The 17,403-nt window shown below is 53.9% G+C and carries 16 protein-coding genes and 1 other annotated feature; of the genes, 10 read left to right on the forward strand and 6 right to left on the reverse strand.

All coding sequences use genetic code 11. The annotated features are described in order from the left end of the window. Positions 1 to 88: 88 nt before the first annotated feature. The 3 genes from PBOR_RS27965 to PBOR_RS27975 form a co-directional block, all read right to left on the reverse strand. The gene (locus tag PBOR_RS27965; RefSeq protein WP_039296622.1) at positions 89 to 952 is read right to left on the reverse strand and encodes a phosphate ABC transporter substrate-binding protein; all 864 of its coding nucleotides are present in this window, start codon (positions 950 to 952) and stop codon (positions 89 to 91) included. Positions 953 to 1,017: 65 nt separating this feature from the next. Continuing rightward, positions 1,018 to 2,436 (reverse strand): TolB family protein, encoded by a 1,419-nt coding sequence (locus PBOR_RS27970; RefSeq protein ID WP_042217138.1) that lies wholly within the window; start codon positions 2,434 to 2,436, stop codon positions 1,018 to 1,020. Positions 2,437 to 2,855: 419 nt separating this feature from the next. Then, positions 2,856 to 3,302, reverse strand: a complete 447-nt coding sequence (locus PBOR_RS27975; RefSeq protein ID WP_042217139.1) for a hypothetical protein — start codon at positions 3,300 to 3,302, stop codon at positions 2,856 to 2,858. 213 nt (positions 3,303 to 3,515) lie between these two features. Between PBOR_RS27975 and PBOR_RS27980 the strand changes: the two genes are divergently transcribed. The 4 genes from PBOR_RS27980 (at position 3,516) to PBOR_RS36680 (ending at position 6,216) form a co-directional block, all read left to right on the forward strand. Further along, positions 3,516 to 4,247 carry an ABC transporter ATP-binding protein gene (locus tag PBOR_RS27980; RefSeq protein WP_042217140.1) on the forward strand — a complete coding sequence of 244 codons (732 nt, stop codon included), beginning with the start codon at positions 3,516 to 3,518 and terminating at the stop codon, positions 4,245 to 4,247. After that, positions 4,244 to 5,281 carry an ABC transporter permease gene (locus PBOR_RS27985; RefSeq protein WP_042217141.1) on the forward strand — a complete coding sequence of 346 codons (1,038 nt, stop codon included), beginning with the start codon at positions 4,244 to 4,246 and terminating at the stop codon, positions 5,279 to 5,281. The genes PBOR_RS27980 and PBOR_RS27985 overlap by 4 nt, the downstream gene beginning before the upstream one ends. A gap of 63 nt (positions 5,282 to 5,344) precedes the next feature. Further along, the gene (locus PBOR_RS27990) at positions 5,345 to 6,034 is read left to right on the forward strand and encodes a TetR family transcriptional regulator (RefSeq protein WP_042217142.1); all 690 of its coding nucleotides are present in this window, start codon (positions 5,345 to 5,347) and stop codon (positions 6,032 to 6,034) included. 8 nt (positions 6,035 to 6,042) lie between these two features. After that, positions 6,043 to 6,216: a hypothetical protein gene (locus tag PBOR_RS36680; protein ID WP_157764150.1), complete on the forward strand. Its 174-nt coding sequence runs from the start codon at positions 6,043 to 6,045 to the stop codon at positions 6,214 to 6,216. A 255-nt stretch (positions 6,217 to 6,471) separates the two neighbouring features. Here the strand turns inward: PBOR_RS36680 and PBOR_RS37805 are convergent, their stop codons facing one another. Then, the gene (locus tag PBOR_RS37805) at positions 6,472 to 6,612 is read right to left on the reverse strand and encodes a hypothetical protein (protein ID WP_157764151.1); all 141 of its coding nucleotides are present in this window, start codon (positions 6,610 to 6,612) and stop codon (positions 6,472 to 6,474) included. Between the two features lie 321 nt (positions 6,613 to 6,933). Between PBOR_RS37805 and PBOR_RS28005 the strand changes: the two genes are divergently transcribed. The 3 genes from PBOR_RS28005 to PBOR_RS28010 all read left to right on the forward strand — a co-directional run bounded on the left by PBOR_RS28005 (position 6,934) and on the right by PBOR_RS28010 (position 11,286). Further along, complete coding sequence (locus tag PBOR_RS28005) at positions 6,934 to 10,278, forward strand: DEAD/DEAH box helicase (protein WP_081972216.1); 3,345 nt, start codon at positions 6,934 to 6,936, stop codon at positions 10,276 to 10,278. An 86-nt stretch (positions 10,279 to 10,364) separates the two neighbouring features. Continuing rightward, entirely contained in the window at positions 10,365 to 10,520 is a 156-nt protein-coding gene (locus tag PBOR_RS37810) for a hypothetical protein (RefSeq protein WP_218918866.1), read from the forward strand. A 184-nt stretch (positions 10,521 to 10,704) separates the two neighbouring features. Then, the gene (locus tag PBOR_RS28010) at positions 10,705 to 11,286 is read left to right on the forward strand and encodes a thioredoxin family protein (protein ID WP_042217145.1); all 582 of its coding nucleotides are present in this window, start codon (positions 10,705 to 10,707) and stop codon (positions 11,284 to 11,286) included. A 122-nt stretch (positions 11,287 to 11,408) separates the two neighbouring features. On the opposite strand, the gene PBOR_RS28015 is transcribed toward PBOR_RS28010, so the two are convergent. Next, positions 11,409 to 13,259 carry an exosporium glycoprotein BclB-related protein gene (locus PBOR_RS28015; protein WP_081972217.1) on the reverse strand — a complete coding sequence of 617 codons (1,851 nt, stop codon included), beginning with the start codon at positions 13,257 to 13,259 and terminating at the stop codon, positions 11,409 to 11,411. A 40-nt stretch (positions 13,260 to 13,299) separates the two neighbouring features. After that, a complete protein-coding gene (locus PBOR_RS28020; protein WP_042217146.1) occupies positions 13,300 to 13,659 on the reverse strand; it encodes a hypothetical protein in 360 nt (119 codons plus the stop codon). Positions 13,660 to 13,890: 231 nt separating this feature from the next. Between PBOR_RS28020 and PBOR_RS28025 the strand changes: the two genes are divergently transcribed. The 3 genes from PBOR_RS28025 to PBOR_RS28030 all read left to right on the forward strand — a co-directional run bounded on the left by PBOR_RS28025 (position 13,891) and on the right by PBOR_RS28030 (position 16,730). Continuing rightward, entirely contained in the window at positions 13,891 to 14,196 is a 306-nt protein-coding gene (locus PBOR_RS28025; protein WP_042217147.1) for a hypothetical protein, read from the forward strand. 14 nt (positions 14,197 to 14,210) lie between these two features. Then, entirely contained in the window at positions 14,211 to 14,351 is a 141-nt protein-coding gene (locus PBOR_RS37815) for a hypothetical protein (RefSeq protein ID WP_157764152.1), read from the forward strand. A 79-nt stretch (positions 14,352 to 14,430) separates the two neighbouring features. Further along, positions 14,431 to 14,649, forward strand: a binding site (T-box leader). Between the two features lie 101 nt (positions 14,650 to 14,750). Next, complete coding sequence (locus tag PBOR_RS28030; RefSeq protein WP_042220004.1) at positions 14,751 to 16,730, forward strand: arginine--tRNA ligase; 1,980 nt, start codon at positions 14,751 to 14,753, stop codon at positions 16,728 to 16,730. Positions 16,731 to 17,403 lie beyond the last annotated feature (673 nt).

The following is a 17,403-nucleotide window of genomic DNA, read 5'->3' on the forward strand; positions in this document are numbered from 1 at the left end:
TTTCCCTCCTGTAAGAGGCCAACCCCGCATGATACTCGGAGCTGGCCGCTGTTACCTGTCAGTCTGTTACCTTGTTCTATGGTTGATCTTAGGATTGCATTGCTGCAATCGGAATGAATTTAAGCTTTTTGAGCGAACCCTGCTGGAACTTCTTGCTCTGCACGTACTCGATGAATTCTTTGGTAGCGCCGGTAGGCTGGCCTTTGGTCATATAGTAGCCGTAAGCCCAAATCTTGTACGAACCGTTGATAACATTGTCCGTAGTAGCTTCCACACCGTTGAACTTCACGGCTTTGATGTCACTGCCGGTTACGTAGACAAGGTCGATGTATCCGATAGCGTTAGGGGTAGTGCCCACAGCTGTTTTCATGTCGCCGCTGGAGCCGGTTTCCTTGTAGTTCTTCTCTTTCTTCACGATATCTCCGCCGGCAAGCGCCTTAGCCTGATAGTTGACACGTGTACCGGAACCGAAGGCACGGGTGATGACCACGATGTTGGCATCTGCTCCGCCGACTTCTTTCCAGTTCGTGATTTTACCGGAGTAGATCCCTTTAAGCTGTTCTGTAGTCAAGTTGTCTACGCCGACGTTTTTGTTCACGATGGTTGCAAAAGGAATGACCGCTACCTTGTTCGCTACCTGTCCTTCAAAAGCTTTGAAGCCCGGAACATCGATGCTGGCATCCCAGTCGCAGGCGCCGATATCGGCAATGCCTTTCTTCACGGCTTGAGGTCCGGTTACGGAGCCCTTGCCTGAAGCAGCAATCTTCACTTTAGGGTGAAGCTTCTGGAATTCTTTGGCGGCCTGCAGCGTCAATGGAAGCAGTGCGGTCGAACCGTTGACGGTGATTTTACCCTTGAGACTGTCCGCAGCAGCGGCAACCCCTGCAAAAGCTGCGGTAACCGCGATAACCGCGGTGAGCGCTGTAACTGTTAATTTCCGGAAAACTTTCATGTAATATTTCTCCTCCCGGCGGCCAGCGCCGATAAATGTTGTTGTGAATCGTTGAAGCTCAGGTTTTAGTTGGACAGCTGTACAGCTTTACCGTTCTGGATCACAAGCACTTTGCCGTCACTCACAATAGCTACTTTGCTGCCGTCATTCGAGACAGACACCTCGGACACATCTTCTGCCGTGCGGAACAATTCAACCGGAGCCGCGCCGCCCGCAATAGAGTAGATCACTGTAGTTCCGTCTGCTGTCAAGCCTGCTACTACCAGACCTGTACTGGTTCCGGCAGACCAGTTGGCTTCAGCGCTCAAGGCGATATCTGCACTGGTTCCATCTGCTGCAATCGACTTCAGGGTGTTGGCGGCAGTGCCTTCAGGATCTGCACTCAGGTAAACCACGCTGCCGTTACCAAGAATTTCAGGATACAGCTTGTTGTCGAGTGCAGTGGTCAGTGCTGCCGGTTTGGCATCCTTGGCTGTAAGATCCAGCTTGTACAGCTGTTCTCCGGCTTTGCTGAAGTCTACAGTCAGTGAATCTTCTGTACTGTCGGCATCATTCTTGGCTGTGCCTGTTACATTGACAATGTACACAGCAGTTTTTCCATCGGCCGATACACGCAGTTCCGATTTGTTCTCTACTTTATCTTCAAGCACTGTTTTGACAGCACCGGTCTCTACAGAAATCTGGGCCAGCTTCTCCTGCTTGTCGCCTTGCACGAAATAGATCGTCTTGCCGTCGTTCGACCACACCAGATCCGTCTTCACGCTGGTATCTTTGCCGAGGGGAGTGATCACTCCGCTGGACAGGTTGATCAGCTGCAGAAGGCCTGTCTCATCATTGAACGCACCCCACTGCTGATCTGCAGAAACGGCATAGTCCACTGCACCGCTATTGGAAGAGAACCATTCATAATTGCCCGGCACCTGGCTGAATTTATAGAGCAGTGTGGATTCAGCGTCGCTTTGGTTCGCGATCAGGCCGCCGTCCGCACTCCAGTGAAGGGTATCAAATTGGCCAACCGGCCGGGCGAAGCTCAGGATACTGCTGGTTTCAGCCTGCAGTTCACCGCCAAGTGCGGTAACCAGCTTCGTGAGTTCAACATAGGTTTTGCTGTTATGAACGACAGGTGCCACTGTGAATTCCTGTGCTTCACCATCAACCTGATAGCTTTTTACTCCCGCCTGAATCTGTACATTATGTAGACCCTTGCTGTCATTTAAAAGAAATCCGCTGCTGCCGAGCACAAGTCCCGCTCCAAGCTCTCCTGCCACCTGGCTTAGCGAATAGAGTTTGTATCCGCCGCTGTTGATCGTGCTGAGTGCAACCTGCGTACCGTTAATATTCCATGTAGTACTTCCCTCTTGCACTGCGGCTGTCTTGACGGCGGCGGCGCTCACACTGCTGCTTGTAGCCAGAACACTTACTGATCCCCCTGTTACGAGAAGTGCTGAAGCCAAAGCGGCGCCGATCCATTTACTGTTTGTCAATTAGATTCACCCTTTTCCTATAGGTAACTGCTAATGTTATTTTCATCTACGAATGTCAATTCTGTTGCAGAGGAATGTTATGGAAATATTAATTGTAAAAGTAATCACATTTTTGCTCTCCTAAATGGATTGAACTTTAAACTTTTCGAGAAAAAACCACTCGCCACTGCGGTGAATATTTGGACTTCCAGCCGCTGCCCGCCCCCAGATTTCTTGATTGTTACCGCTATACGCGGTGGAAATCCGGGGACAAAGGCGGTCGCTCCCGCTCCTACAGTTCCAAAATTCCCCTCCGTCACTCCTTTTCTTTCTCAACTTGTCCATCCAATCTATTAAAAAAAGCAAAAATGTTTATGGGGAGGAAAATACAACGGCGGGCCCCGGAATAACTCCAGGACCCGCCGTTTGTAAAAGTTATGTTAATTCAATATCCAGGTGACGATAATCTCATTACCGCCGGGTTTCGACTCCGAGCTGCTGCCGATAATAGAATACGAATAAGAACCGTTTACCTTGCCATTGATTAGAATATTGTTGCTGTCCACTATCTCTGTACCGCGTTCCAGTTCCTTATCTCTTACATATTTCTGATATGTACTGCCCAGGGCGGCCATGCTTTCCTCTGTCTCGTAGATCAGCATAGAGGATTTCTTCCCCTCTGCCACTTCACCTTTGGTAAAAGTAATACCCGCGCCTTCCGGAATCGGCAGATCGTCAGGCAAATACTGCCGCGCGTCCGCATTCTCTTCCGCCAAGGTGTGAAAAGCTACGCCATCCGCTTCTGCGCCGTCTTTGCTGCTGCAGCCGCTAAGCCCCGCCGCAGCCAGAAGCACTCCCATAGTAAGGAGCAGCTTATGTCCTGCCATGATTCGCACCACCTTCTGATGTAGTAGGTTCCGGTTGCCGGCAATCTCCAGTATTCTCCTTATTACCCTGATAACCGGTATATGGAAACGGGCAATCCATAAAATTTAATATATTTATTTCGGCATGAAGAAAGAGATTTACATTTATGCCGGGAATCATTAATATAATGAGTGAGCGCTCACTCATGATCTGGGAAATGAGGAGATATACTAATGAATCCAATGAACCCTGTGATTACGGTCAATCACGTTGATCGTGCTTTTGGCAGCAAAAAGGTATTGAAGGATATTACGCTGCAGGTGGAACAGGCTGAAACCTTCGGGATTCTGGGGCCGTCGGGCTCCGGCAAAACCACGCTGGTTAAGCTGCTCACGGGCATAGACGAGGTTACCTCCGGCGAGATAAACGTGCTTGGGGTACGGATGCCGAAGCTTGCCATGCTGCAGCAGATCGGCTATATGGCCCAGTCCGATGCACTATACACAGAACTGAGTGCCAAGGAGAATCTGGAGTTCTTCGCTTCCCTCTACGGACTGAAGGGCGGCGACCGCACACGGCGGATCAGAGATGTAATGGAGCTGGTGAACCTGCAGGAGCATTTACGTAAAAGAGTAGACCAATACTCCGGCGGCATGAAACGCCGCCTGTCGCTGGCCATTGCGCTGCTGCATGAGCCGCCGCTGCTGCTGCTGGATGAACCCACGGTCGGCATTGATCCGGTGCTGCGCCAGTCGATCTGGAAGGAACTGAAGGCGTTAAACCGCAAGGGCACCACGATTGTCCTAACTACACATGTTATGGATGAAGCAGAGAAATGCGGCCGGCTGGCTATGATCCGGGATGGCGTTCTGCTCGCAGTAGACACTCCTGCCGGACTGCTGCAGGCTACCGGCTCAGCTACCATTGAAGAAGCCTTCTTATACTATGGAGGTGTACGTTCATGAGAATCCGTGCGATAACCTTAAGAATTCTGCAGCAATTCATCCATGATAAAAGAACCATGGCGCTGATGTTCATCGCCCCTCTGCTGGTGCTCAGCCTGATGAGCCTGGTCTTTAACGGCGATGCTTATGAGCCGAAGATCGGCGTGTCTTCCGGTGCAGCAGCGTTCAGCACAGCGCTGGAAGCGCAGAAGGCTGAAATCACCAGTTATGATAATGATGAATCGGGCAACGCCGCTCTCCAGGCCGGGGACATAGATACTTATATTACAATGAAGGGAACCACTCCAGAGATCGTGCTTGAAGGCAGCAACCCTACTGCTAACCGCGCCGTAATGATGGCCCTCCAGGAAGCTATGCAGAGCCTGCAGCCGGAGGCGGCAGGCAGCGTACAGAATCAGCCACAGATCAGCTATTTGTACGGCGCAGAGGATATGAAGACCATCGACCGCTTCGGACCGATTATGATTGGGGTATTTGTATTCTTTTTCGTCTTCCTGATCGCGGGCGTCTCCTTCCTGCGCGAGCGGACCACGGGAACGCTGGAACGCCTGCTCTCCACTCCGCTTAAGCGCTGGGAAATCGTGCTCGGATATGTCTGCGGCTTCGGTATCTTCACCGTCTTTCAGGCGCTGCTGATCTCCTGGTTCTCGATCCAGGTGCTTGGCATTATGATGGCCGGCAGCTTCGGCTATGTTCTGCTGATGACCTTGCTGCTCTCGATGTCAGCGCTGACGCTCGGCACCCTGCTCTCGGCATTTGCCGCCAATGAGCTGCAGATGATCCAGTTTATTCCCCTGGTCATCGTGCCGCAGATATTCCTCAGCGGATTATTTCCGCTGGACACCCTTCCGCTCTGGCTGCAGCGCGTAGGACTGGCAACCCCCATCTACTATGGTGCGCAGGCGCTGATGGATATCATGATCCGCGGCAAAGGCTGGAATGATATCGCTCTTGATGTATTCATGCTGGCCGGCTTCTCCCTGCTGTTCATGCTGCTGAATGTGCTGGCCTTGCGCAAGCACCGCAAAATGTAACCGCGAATTTGCGGTACGGGCTGTGGTACACTTGGAGTTAAGAGCAAGAGAGTTGGAGGGTCTATGATGGAGAAAGACAATGCTGCAGAGCAGCAGGGGCAGGAGCAGTGGATTCAAGAGCTGCTGGCCCTCAGCGAAAAGGAACAAATGACGCCCAAGCAGATGTCCATCCTGCAGGCGGCCATCGATACATTTTCCGAGAAAGGGTTCTCGGCAGCCGCCACCAGTGAGATCGCCCAGAAGGCGGGCGTGGCTGAGGGAACGATTTTCCGCTACTACAAAACCAAAAAGGATCTGCTGCTGGCCATCGTTGTGCCCACCATGAGCCGGATGATCGCTCCGTTTGTGATGCGTAATTTCAGCGGTGTGCTGGATGTTCCCTTTGAGAGCTATGAAGCCTTCCTTAAGGCGTTCATGGTGAACCGGCTCGATTTCGCCCGTAAGAATCTCAAGATTATCCGCATCCTTATCCAGGAAATCCCCTTCCAGCCTGCGCTCAGAGAGCAGCTGGTCGAGAATATTCTCAGCCAGGTGCTGGAGCGTGTCACTGCAATCACCGAACACTTCAAGGAGCAGGGCCAGATTATGGATGCTCCTACTCCAGCGATCATCCGTTTCACCATCTCTTCGGTCATCGGCTATCTGCTGACCCGCCTGCTGCTGATGCCGGACCATGACTGGAATGACGAGGAAGAAATTGAGCAGACCGTCAGCTTCATCATGCATGGTATTGGCGGGGCGGGGACACTGTAGGCGGCTGGATGAGAACATTACTGGAGCAGCTGCGCCATTTCGGGACAGCTCTGAGCCGGTCCGGGAGCACATCGTGCTGGCCAGGCCGGCTTTTGCTTGGTGGGCTGCTGCGGTTCTACTGGCTCTACTGGCTCTACTGGCTCTACTGGCTCTACTGGCTCTACTGGTTCTACTGGAGTTGATTCAACAACGCAATAATAAATGTAATCAGTTCCAAGTGGAAATTCAGCGATAGTTGTATACTGTGCAATTAAAAACTGCGAAAAGGGTTGCTTGTCTCTTTTAACTGTAGTCTGTACAACTAAATCTGCCGAATTGGTGATAACCCGTCTACATCAGGCAGTTTAATTGTACGAAATACAACTAAACGGAGAATTGCCTGTAAATCAGATGATTTAGTTGTACAAAGTACAATTAAGCATACGCATAAGCCATAATCAGGTCACAGCAAAACCCTCAGCACGCGATTTACCACTTTGATTTTCACCTACTTTAAATCTGAAGCTATACCAGTTCTGCTGCTTCTCCCCCTCACTTATGCCTTTGCACACTTCTGCTTGTCCGCTATTCTTGCTCATGCCCCTGCCCTGTTCTATTTCCGCCTTACCACTCCTTGTACACAATTTACACAGAAATAACTGCAATGGAGTCCGCAGGCGCGGTGAAATGATGTTGTCCGGGCAACTAGAGCACCCCAGTCCGCTGCCATCCATCAAGATAACTCCCGCATTGCTTAATTCTTCAGGACAGAGCAGACAGAACTGCTCCCAGCATAAACCCTTTTGAAGGCGTACGCCTGTTCTGCTATTATGGGTACTGTAGCGATTGTCGTATGGGCAAACAGGGTTTTGACTTGAGTGCAAGTTAGCCAAGTTAGCCATCAGGAATAGAAGGAAGTGATGATTACATTGGGTTTCCAGGTACCGGAACGGGTAATCAAGCTGCTGTGCGGCAGAGCCGCTTTTGATCAGGGAGTAGCTTATTATCACGCTCACAAGGTTGATCTTATCTATACAGAACACAACGAGGGTGGAGAATATTCGAAATACCGCGCTGCGGTTCATGGGCTGGAGAGCCATGAGGTAGTGCTGACCATAGACAGTGACGGGGATGTTAACGGGGAGTGCAGCTGCCCGGCCTATTACCGGGGAGGTCCGTTCTGCAAGCATATTGCTGCTGCGCTGGTTAGCGTCCTATATCTCGGCAAAGATATGGAAATCGGGCAGACGCTTGCTTCCGAAGGACAGGACCCGGGGAGGTTCACGGGAGAGACCGGTATACTTACGCCCCGCCATTCCGGTTCTGCCGGAGACGGGCGCACAGGCAGCGGCGATAGGCAGCTGGTGAGCAGCATGCTCGGAATGTTCACCGGCGTACGGCAGCGTCCGAGCGGAGCCGGAACTTATATGGATCTGCGGACACCGTTACAGGTGGAGTTCATCTGCAAACCTTACTCCTATAGCTTAGGTACCACGATGCTTGGTATAGAACTGAAAGTAGGCCCTAAACGCCTCTATATCGTGCCCAAAATCAGGGGGTTTCTGGAACGCGTTCACCGCGGTGAGCCTTTCGAATTCTCCAGACATTTCAGTTATGACCACGCTCAGCACAGCTTCTCCAAGGAAGATAATGAAGTGCTCCTGAAGCTGATTGAAATCATGCTGAATGAAAAAATATACCGCACTAGCCTCAGCCCCTACGCCCCGCATACCAGCCATCCGGGGAATGAGCGGCTGCTGGCCGTTCCTCCCTTCTTTTGGGAGAGTCTGTTGCCCGCACTTTTAGCTGCACCTGCGGCCCGGCTGCAGCACGGCCAGACTTTGCACGACCGGCTGGCTCTCTCCGATGAGCCCCTCCCGCTGAGCTTCCAGTTCGATCAGGCGCAAGGGGAGGGGTACCGGCTGGATGTCCAGGGTCTTCAACAGCTAACGATCCTGGAAGACTACGGGCTGGTATTGTCTGAAGGCAAGCTGCTGAAGCTGCCGGTGCAGGAATGCGGGCGTCTCGCTGAGCTGAAAAAAATGCTGAACCCCTCGCGCCAGGACGGAATTTCCATTGCCCCGGAGCAGATGGAGCCCTTCATGGAGGGCGTTATACCGGGACTCAAAAAATTGGGTCAGGTGTTTATAGCCGATACCATCGCGGACAGAATCGTTCAGGCGCAGCTTCACGCCAGACTCTATCTCGACCGGGTCAGAGACCGGCTGCTGGCCGGACTCGAATTCCAGTACGGCGGGATTGTCATCAACCCGCTGGATGAGAAGGCGCATGAGCGGAGCAACGAGGTTATCCTGATGCGGGACGGTGATGCCGAGCGGCGGATTCTCGACCTGATGGCTCACGAGTCCTTCGCACGGACAGAAAGCGGATATATCATGCGGGATGAGGACGGGGAATTCGACTTCCTCCACCACACCATTCCGCTGCTGGAGCCGCTGCTTCAGGTCTATGCCACTACGGCCGTCAAGGAAAGGGTGCTCACTGAGCATGCCACGCCCAAGGTCAGTCTGAGCTGGAATGAGAAGACCGACTGGCTGGACTTCAAGTTCAGCATGGATGGTATCCCGGAGAAGGACATCGTGCTGGTGCTGAAATCCCTGCAGGAGAAGCGTAAGTATTACCGGTTGCCGGATGGTGCGCTGCTCCCGCTGGAAACTGCAGAATTCCAGGAAATTATCGCCTTGATGAATGAGCTTGGCGTTCAGAACGGAGATATCCGTCATGCGGAGTTCTCCCTGCCGCTCATCCGCGGCCTTCGCCTGCATGCGGATGCCGGCAAAGGCGATTCCGTGCAGCTCGGCCGGTCATTCCGGCGGCTGCTGGCCAATATGGCAAGTCCGGAGAATCTGGACTTCCCTGTGCCGGAGAGTCTTGCCCCTGTACTCCGGGACTATCAGCAGTATGGCTTCCAGTGGATGAAGACGCTGGCCCACTACCGCTTCGGCGGCATTCTGGCGGATGATATGGGTCTCGGCAAAACGCTGCAGAGTATTGCCTTCCTGCTCTCCGAGCTGGCGGACATCCGCCAGAACGGCGTGCCTGCACTCATTGTCAGCCCGGCTTCGCTGCTCTACAACTGGCATAATGAGCTGAAGCGTTTCGCCCCGGACATCAAGGCAGCCATCGCCGACGGCAACGCGGACGAACGCAGCCGGACGCTGCGGAATTCAGCCGGCCATGATGTCATCATTACCTCATATCCGCTGCTGCGCAGAGATGCGGAGGAATACGCTAAGCGCTCTTTCCATACCCTCATCCTGGATGAAGCGCAGATGATCAAGAACCATGAGACCCAGACTGCCCAGGCGGTTAAGCTCCTGCAAGCCCGGTACCGCTTCGCGCTTACGGGAACGCCGGTGGAGAATGCGCTTGAGGATCTGTGGTCGATCTTCGGCGTCGTATTCCCCGGACTGTTTCCCGGCAAGAAGGCTTTCCATGACCTTCCCCGGGAGACTGTGGCGCGGCGCACCCGTCCTTTCCTGCTGCGCCGCCTCAAAAGCGATGTCCTGAAGGAGCTGCCGGACAAAATCGAGTCACTCCAGGCCTCTGAGCTGCTGCCGGAGCAGAAAAGGCTCTACGTCGCCTACCTGGCTAGACTGCGCAAGGAAGCGCTCAAGCATCTGGACAGCGACAGCTTCGGCAACGGCCGGATCAAAGTACTCGCCGGACTTACCCGGCTGCGCCAGCTGTGCTGCCATCCTGCCCTCTTCGTAGACGGGTACACTGGAGGATCTGGCAAATTCGAACAGCTGCTGGAGATCATCGACGAATGCCGCAGCTCCGGCAAACGGATGCTGATCTTCTCACAGTTCACGCAAATGCTGGGAATGATCGGGCGCGAACTGGCCTTGCTTGGCATACCGCATTTCTATCTGGACGGACAAACACCGGCTTCCCAGCGCACCCAGCTGTGCACCCGCTTCAACGAAGGGGAACGCGATCTCTTCCTGATCTCGCTGAAGGCGGGCGGCACCGGCCTCAATCTGACCGGAGCCGATACGGTCATTCTCTATGACCTGTGGTGGAATCCGGCCGTCGAGCAGCAGGCCGCTGACCGTGCCCACCGGATTGGCCAGAAGAAGGTCGTGCAGGTCATCCGCCTGGTTGCGCAGGGAACCGTAGAAGACAAGATGTACGAGCTCCAGCAGAAGAAGAAAAATCTGATTGACGAAGTGATTCAGCCGGGGCAGGAAGCCCTGTCCAGTCTGAGCGAGCAGGACATCCGCGAGATACTTGCGATTTGACCGCGGCTGGCTGCGGGGGATGGTGATTTGAGCGCGGCTGGCTGCGGGGGATGGCGATTTAACCGTGGCAGGCTGCGGGCATGGTTATGCCAAGCATCTACTTTCAGAGAGCCTCCGTTCTAATTGCACTTTATACAGCAGATCCGCCTCATATCCGCCGAGAAATTGAATCTGCTGCACTTTGTGCAGCAGATTTAGTGAAACAGATGTTTTCAGCAGAAATCCGTAAATCAATTGTATGAAATGCAATAGAATGGATTTTTGCGCCAAATTATACGGTTTCTTTTGTACAAAGTATAATCACGCTGATAAATCTCCTTCGAGGCTTGGGGGGTGAGGACGGTAATACGCCTTCGTTTGGAAGCGCTTGGAAAGTCCGGTATAATACAAGGGAAGGCTTGTATCTTATTCAGGAGGTGCTTGTAAATGAGTTTTACGTTAGCGCTTGGAGACTCAGCCCCTGACTTCGCCCTGAAGGCGACGGACGGACAGACTTATTCCCTGGAGCAATTCGCGTCCGCCAGGTTCCTGGTTGTTTTTTTCACCTGCAATCATTGCCCGTTTGTAGTGGGTTCCGATGAGCTTACCCGTGAGGCAGCGGAGAAGTTCCGCGATCAGGGTGTCCAATTCGTTGGCATCAATGCCAACAGTGAAACCACGCATCCCGATGATTCCTTCGAGCATATGGTTGCCCGGATGGAGGAGCACAAATTCCCTTGGACTTATCTGCGTGACGATACGCAAGAGACCGCCCGGGCCTATGGCGCGCTGCGCACGCCCCACTTCTATATCTTCGACGAAGCCCGCAAGCTGGTCTACACCGGACGCGGCGTCGATAATCCGCGCGAGGCCAGCAAGCTGACCGTCAACAATCTGGATAACGCCCTGACAGAGCTGGTAGCCGGGCAACCGGTCAGTGAACCTCTGACTAACCCGATCGGCTGCAATGTGAAATGGGACGGCCAGGATGCCCACTGGATGCCGGCCGAGGCTTGCGATCTGGTATAACATTGCATGTTAGACATTATTCATATTTAGTTCTCTTCCACATACAAAAACAGGGACCTCCTAAGCTCAAGCTTGGGAGGTCCCTGTTTTATTACTATTGCGTATAGCTTGCAGCGCTGCGATTAGACGATTGTAACCCCACCGCTGGCATAACCGGCCACCGTTGTCGCTACATCAAGACCAGCTGTTACCGTTGCCGAGAAGACCATCAGCAGACGCTCACCGGCTGTTACCGGTATACTGAGTCCTGTAGTTAAGCCGCTGCTGATCGTACCGAGAGAAAGAACTCCTGTCAATGGCGGAGCCAAAGTTACTGTGGCACCAGCGACCGCCGTGAAGCTGTTATTTGGTGTAGTAGAATGGAACAATCTCGCAGTTATGGTTACCGTCGAACCTACTAAGCTAAGTCCCGCAGTTGTACTGAAATAGCCTGCCAGTGAAGTAATAGTTCCGGCACGCGGTACGGAGAAGGCAAAGTTGAGCAATGTACCAGCCGCACCTGTCAGGTCAATAGTTCCGCCCGCAATGCTGACACCGGTAGAGCTGCTGCCGAAACCTACAAGACTAGAGGTGTTCAGAAGCCCGCCCAGTACTGTTGTCAAAGCTACTGGAAGCCCGGAAGCATACGGAATGATGGCCCCTGAACCCGCTGCTCCTGTCGCCCCGGTAACACCGGTAACCCCAGTCGCTCCCGCCGTGCCTGTCGCGCCCGTAACCCCAGTCGCTCCTGCTGTGCCTGTCGCGCCCGTAACCCCAGTCGCTCCCGCTGTGCCCGTCGCTCCCGTAACCCCAGTCGCGCCCGCCGTGCCTGTCGCTCCAGTAACCCCAGTCGCTCCCGCTGTGCCCGTCGCTCCAGTAACCCCAGTCGCTCCAGCTGTGCCCGTCGCTCCAGTAACCCCAGTCGCCCCAGCTATACCTGTCGCTCCAGTAACCCCAGTCGCCCCAGCTATGCCTGTCGCTCCCGTAACCCCAGTCGCTCCCGCTATGCCTGTCGCTCCAGTAACCCCGGTCGCTCCCGCCGTGCCCGTCGCTCCCGTAACCCCAGTCGCTCCTGCCGTGCCCGTCGCACCTGTAACCCCAGTCGCTCCCGCTGTGCCTGTCGCTCCAGTAACCCCAGTCGCTCCCGCTGTGCCTGTCGCTCCAGTAACCCCAGTCGCTCCCGCTGTGCCCGTCGCTCCCGTAACCCCAGTCGCTCCCGCTGTGCCCGTCGCTCCAGTTACTCCGGTCGCGCCTGCTGTGCCCGTCGCGCCCGTAACCCCAGTCGCGCCAGCTGTGCCCGTCGCTCCAGTTACTCCGGTCGCGCCTGCTGTGCCCGTCGCGCCAGTTACTCCGGTCGCGCCTGCCGTGCCCGTCGCTCCAGTTACTCCGGTCGCGCCTGCCGTGCCCGTCGCTCCAGTAACCCCATTCGCGCCCGCTGTGCCCGTCGCTCCTGTAACCCCAGTCGCGCCCGCCGTGCCTGTCGCTCCCGTAACCCCAGTCGCGCCTGCTGTGCCTGTCGCTCCCGTAACCCCTGTTGCACCTGTCGCTCCGCCGCCGGAACCTGTCGCGCCGGTAGCGCCTTGAGCACCCGTTGCTCCGGTTGCCCCCGCCGGCCCGGTTGCGCCGGTAATGCCGAAGACTTCACCCAGCAATTCTGCAGAAACCAGGCGATGGGCGGTTACCAGTGCCCCTGTGCTGCTCTTACCCCAGATCGAAACCTGGACCGGATCATTTACAGTGGCAGGTGTTAAGAAAGTAAATTCTATACCATCCAGATCAGCAAAATAGGTAGTGGTTATCGATTGATTCGGAGCAACATCGATCGCCTCGCTGACATACAGGTTTCTGACGCCGCCACTCAAATAGTATCCCTGAACCGATACTGAGGAGGCAGTGATATCGCTGCGGTTATCAATTCTGACTGTAACCTGGGTAGTCGGTCTCACACCGCCAACCATGTTATTTTCTATCGGTCCCGTGGACAAAAAACTCATCGTTTCAGCACTCCTTTTCCTATTAGAATGGGGTGAATCTCTATACTTCGGAGCTTAATTTCTCATGTGTAACAACGCGATGGGCATTCACCAGCTGGCCGGTAGAAGTCTTGCCCCATACTGAAATTCCGATCTCCTCCTCGGTTGCTTCCCCGATCGTGAAGATAAATTCAAACGCATCCAGATCGGCAAAGTAATCCCTGGTCACCACTTCATTCGGAGCAATATTAATAACCTCACTTACATACAGTATTCTTGTCGCCCCCAGCAAGTAGCCCTGAATACTGACCGCGGAGCCGCCCACGGCATCACGCTTCACCAGCTTTACCGTAACAGTCTGCGTAGGTCTGACTCCCGAAACGGCATTGTTCTCGATAGGTCCTGTTGATAAAATCGGCATCCCGTCTCATCCCTCCTTCCATGTCTAGCATTTACGGCTGTGAAACTATGTTACTAGCGACGGTTGATCTTTAATCGCACAATATAATATTATTCGGGCATCCTCAGCTCGGTGTGGACATAAGACAGGTTCCATTCACCAAAATCTGCGGGGGCGCATATCTTTTATTAAGGAGAGACCGCCCTTACTGCCGCTTTCCTGCCAGAACGCCCAATGGAAGAAGGGAGTCAGATGCCCCCTCCTGGAAAAGGAAAGAAACCTGCCGCCAAAAAAACGCCGGCCAGCTCCAAAACACAAACTCCAAAAGGGCTTGAGTTCGCAGTGGCCGCCCTTCTTTTGACCGGCAAGCTGAAAGTAGACTCCATCCAGATGTACACGGACGCGTCGATGTTCGTCAGTCTGGTAGGCAAATATAAAACCTTAAGTGATCTAAGCAATGACAACGTCGATAAGCTGGTCAGCTTCCTTGATGACAACAGCAGTCTGACACTGAACGAGATTATGACCGCTTTGAAAAAGAAAGCCGAAAACTCCTGATTACCTAAACGGAAGTGAAAGTGAGGCGCGGGGATATGGACAGCTTTGACGGGGAGGGCTTCGCCGGCGGTCTGCTGCTGGTGATTGTAATTGCCCTGCTGATTTATGGTTCCACGGACATTAAGAATCTGACGGGAGCACCTACAGCGGATTAAAGATCTGCAGAGGCGCATCAGCCGTCCGGTAATCTGCTATTGCTTTCTTCGGGAAATTCGCTATACTGGTAAAAATCATATTCAATCGATGACCGGGAAAGTAGTTGCCCTGAATCTAGTCCCCAGCGAGCCGGGAGAGTGTAAGCCGGTACAGATCAGGCAATGAAGCGCACCCGTGAGATGGACTTCTGAATGAAGAGTAGGAAGCCCCGGCTAAAGACCGTTAACCTGTGAGGTGGCTGAACTGTAGGTTTAGCAACGAGAGTGGTACCGCGAGCGCTTAAGCCTCGTCTCTTTTGAGACGAAGGCTTTTTTTGTCGTCTATTTCCGTAACAACCTCTGGCCCTTTGCGGCCGCTTACACTTTTTCACAAATTTATAGGAGGTACTTATTATGTTAATGCTTAGTCAGCTTATCAAGAACAGTCTGGAACAATGTATTTCCAAAGTATCTGAAGGCCTGGGGATTCTCGGCAGCTCTCCGGTAAACGCGGCTCTGGAGCAGCCGGCCAATGCCGAGCATGGGGACTATTCCAGCAATATTGCTATGCAACTGGCCCGGACCCTGCGCAAGCCTCCGGCCGTCATCGCGGAACTGATCACCGCCGAGCTCAAAGCGTCGGGTTCCGCAAACGGACTGCTGCAGAGAATCGAGGTTGCGCCGCCGGGGTTCATTAATATGTATATCGATTGGCAGGTATGGGCGCAGACTGATTTTGCACTCCCGCAGGCTGGAGGTGAGAAGGTTATCGTCGAACACACTAGCGTTAATCCGAATAAAAGCATGCACATCGGCCACCTGAGAAACTCCTGTATCGGGGATGCTTTGGCCAGAATTCTGAGAAAAACCGGTCATACTGTCGAGGTGCACAACTACGTGGATGATCTCGGCAATCAGCTTGCGGATACCGTTGTTGGCCTGTTGAATGTGCCGCTTGCGGGGAATCATGTCCGTTTCGGGGATTATTGCTGGGACATCTATGCCGAGATCAACAAAGAGTATGCGCAGCATCCGGAGTCTGTACATAAGCGGACCGAAATTCTTCACGCGCTGGAACAAGGTCACGGCAACACCGCCTGGATCGGCAACCTAGTTGCAGGACAGATTGTGAAAGAGCATGTGGAGGAGATGCGGAACTTCGGGATCGGCTACGATCTGCTGGTCTGGGAGAGCAGCATTCTGAAAGAAGGCTTCTGGGCTTCCGCCTTCGACCTTCTGTCGCAGACAGAGGTGTTCGTTCAGGAGAGTGAGGGTAAGCTGGCAGGCTGCTGGATTCTGAAGCAATCCGCTGGCGGTGGCGACTCCGCACAGGATACTGAAGAGGAGCATCAGAAGGATAAGGTGCTGGTGCGCTCGAACGGGATTCTGACCTATACGGCCAAGGATATCGCTTATCATCTGTGGAAATTCGGCCTCTTGGATAAAGATTTTGCCTACAGTGAGTTTAACAGCGGGCTGTGGACGACTGGGCTGAGCGGCGAGGTGCTGCCTTTTGGACATGCGGACAAGGTCGTTAACGTCATCGATTACAGACAGGAATATCCGCAGGCGATGGTGAAGCAGGCATTCCAGGCACTGGGATACCACGAGCAGGCGGAGCGGCTGCATCATGTAAGTTACGGGGTGGTTTCTCTAAGTCCGGCTTCCGCTGCCGGGCTTGGTCTGGATACATCCGCCGGCAAAAGCTCCTATGCCATGTCCGGACGCCAGGGCATCGGAATTAAGGTAACCGAGCTGGTCCGGCTTATGGAGGATTCCATCGATGCTACCCGTTCGGATAAAAACGGCCTGTCCAGCCGGCTCATCGCCACCGCAGCCATCCGCTACTATCTGCTGCGCTTCAATCTGGGGACAGAGATTGTGTTTGATTTCAAACAGGCCATGGAGATTTCCGGCAACACTGGCGTCTACCTGATGTATGCCTATGCCCGGGCCAGCCGTGTGCTCAGTAAAGGCGGCGCCTTGGCGGAGAGTGGTAGCGGGAATAGTGGGAATAGCCGGAATGATAGAGATAGTGCGGATAACTTATATAGCGCAAATAGTATAGATAAGAGTGATAACGTAGACAGCATAGATCAAAAAGAGGGAGATCTTCCGCTCTTTCCGCTACAGCTTGAAGCAGCCGAGCTTGCTCTGCTGAGACAGCTCAGCCTCTGGCAGGACACCCTATATACGGCAAGCCGGGAGCTTACGCCAAATACGATCTGTAACTATGCGCACAGTCTGGCCGCACTGTTCAGCAATTTCTACTCCGCCTGCCCGATTCTCAAAGGAGAAGCTTCCATCGTCGCCTTCCGTCTCTGGCTGACCCGGCGCTTCACCGGTACTTTGGGCGAGGCGCTTGATGTGCTCGGACTGCCCAAGCCGGAACGGATGTAAGCCGGGAGCGTAGCTGCTGTACCGGTTCCCGAATGTGAATGTGTATAAGCGGGGCAATAAAGTAAATAGCGGTACTCATGGTGTGAATGATGCTGGTTACTTTGAAGATCGCTGTAGGCGAGTGGGGGTTTGAGTAACAATGCGTATGCTCCAACGTCCCCGGCTGGCGCCTAGGGTTCTCATCCTCCGGACGACAAAACAGCCTTCCCGAAGGAAGGCTGTTACTTGACGTCCCGGAAGGGATACAGCCCATTCGGGCTGATTGCGATGTATTCCTATCGAAGCCTATGCTCCAACGTCCCCGGCTGGCGCCTAGGGTTCTCCTCCTCCGGACGACAAAACAGCCTTCCCGAAGGAAGGCTGTTACTTGACGTCCCGGAAGGGATACAGCCCATTCGGGCTGATTGCGATGTATTCCTATCGAAGCGTATGCTCCAACGTCCCCGGCTGGCGCCTAGGGTTCTCCTCCCCCGGACGACAAAACAGCCTTCCCGAAGGAAGGCTGTTACTTGACGTCCCGGAAGGGATACAGCCCATTCGGGCTGATTGCGATGTATTCCTATCGAAGCGTATGCTCCAACGTCCCCGGCTGGCGCCTAGGGTTCTCATCCTCCGGACGACAAAACAGCCTTCCCGAAGGAAGGCTGTTACTTGACGTCCCGGAAGGGATACA

It is taken from the genome of Paenibacillus borealis (assembly GCF_000758665.1).
Taxonomy (GTDB): Bacteria; Bacillota; Bacilli; order Paenibacillales; family Paenibacillaceae; genus Paenibacillus_AQ; species Paenibacillus_AQ borealis.